The following is a 1,660-nucleotide window of genomic DNA, read 5'->3' as shown; positions in this document are numbered from 1 at the left end:
GCCAATGCGGAAAGCATTTCAAAATCAAAAGATGTTGCAAAACAAAGAAGTGCTTTTGCGGCACTTTCGGGAAGCATCTACACACTGGCCAAAGTGTCTAAACAGGATACTCCCGTTTATTACCAGCACTGCCCTATGTACAATGGAGGTAAGGGAGCCAATTGGCTAAGTAAAGAGAATGCTGTTAAAAACCCATATTACGGCTCACAGATGCTTACCTGCGGCAGTACGGTCGAAACCATTAAATAACAGGTCTGAAAGCTATGGTACAGTACAATGACATGGTGCAGGCGCTTAAAGACCTAAGACAGCGTGGATACAGTATGGACTTTAGTCTGTTGCCGGACTGCCTGTACTGTGCGTCAAGGAGCCTGAAACTAAAACCGGAGGATTTTACGGTTACGGAAACCCATAGGTTTGAAAGCCTCGACAGCAGTCCTGATAACAATGCCGTGATTTATGCCATATCGTCCAATGATGGTAAGAATAAAGGCGTACTTGTGGATGCCTATGGTGCTTATGCCGAAGAAATGACCCATGAGATGGCAAAAAAATTAAGTGCAACATAACTTTTAAAACCCCTTATTATGAAAAAATACACGTGTCCCATGCACCCGCAGGTGCTAAAAGACGAACCAGGCAAATGCCCGCTTTGTGGCATGGCACTGGTTCCCGTTGGCGGTAGCTCAGTTTCTCATGTACAAAAATCAGGACATGGGCATTCCGGGCATTCTCATCATAACCAAGCCAGAGATAGCTTTAACAAACATGAGGGGCATCATACAGGCGATTTTCTCGCTCGTTTTTGGATAAGCCTCGTCATTACAATCCCTATCCTGCTCCTGTCACACATGATACAGGAATGGTTGGGTTTCAGCCTTGCTTTCAATGGAGATAAATATGTGCTGCTGGCATTGGGTACAGTGATTTATAGCTATGGAGGCTTGCCGTTCCTAAAGGGAATGATTGGCGAGGTGAACGCCAAAGCCATAGGGATGATGACACTTGTTGCTATCGCTATATCCGTAGCCTATGTCTATTCCGTAGCCGTTGTATTTGGCTTGCAGGGCATGGACTTCTTTTGGGAACTGGCTACGCTTATCGACATCATGCTGTTAGGGCATTGGCTGGAAATGCGTTCCCAAATGGCTGCTTCACGGGCTTTGCAATCATTGGTTGCTTTGCTGCCTAACGATGTCACGGTGGAGCGAAACGGAGAAGCGATAAAAATAAAGCTTGAAGACCTGCAAAGCGGTGAAACGGCTATTATAAAACCGGGTGAAAAAATTCCAGCCGATGGATTGGTACTGGAGGGGCTTTCGTATATCAACGAGAGCATGCTTACCGGAGAAAGTATTCCCGTGAAAAAGGAAAAGGACGGAAAGGTCATCGCAGGCTCTATCAATGGCGATGGTGCGCTGAAGGTTAAGGTAACAGCCGTTGGAAAAGACAGCTACCTGAACAGGGTTATCAATCTTGTTCAGGAGGCACAAGCTACTAAGTCCAATACGCAAAACCTTGCGGACAAAGTTGCCAAATGGCTCACCTTTATTGCCATTGCCGTTGGCATAGGCACATTTGCCTATTGGTATGCAAGCAGTGGAGATATTGCCTTTGCGCTTGAAAGAATGGTGACGGTAATGGTAACGGCCTGCCCGCA

2 protein-coding genes and 1 pseudogene are annotated in these 1,660 nt (G+C 46.3%); all 3 read left to right on the top strand.

The features are described 5' to 3' along the window. A pseudogene (locus BMW64_RS20320) lies at positions 1–249 on the top strand (DUF3347 domain-containing protein); the annotation flags it as partial. Between the two features lie 14 nt (positions 250–263). Further along, a complete protein-coding gene (locus tag BMW64_RS20315; RefSeq protein ID WP_002981094.1) occupies positions 264–569 on the top strand; it encodes a hypothetical protein in 306 nt (101 codons plus the stop codon). An 18-nt stretch (positions 570–587) separates the two neighbouring features. Further along, a partial coding sequence (locus BMW64_RS20310; protein ID WP_143052755.1) for an HAD-IC family P-type ATPase occupies positions 588–1,660 on the top strand: 1,073 nt, incomplete at its 3' end.

Source organism: Chryseobacterium taichungense (assembly GCF_900109935.1).
Taxonomy (GTDB): Bacteria; Bacteroidota; Bacteroidia; order Flavobacteriales; family Weeksellaceae; genus Chryseobacterium; species Chryseobacterium taichungense.
Note: the sequence above shows the minus strand (reverse complement) of the source record. Positions and strands in the feature narration are given on the sequence as shown.

Excerpts from the sequence above, each read along its gene's own strand:
- BMW64_RS20315 (WP_002981094.1), top strand. The coding sequence starts at position 264 with ATGGTACAGTACAATGACATGGTGCAGGCGCTTAAAGACCTAAGACAG.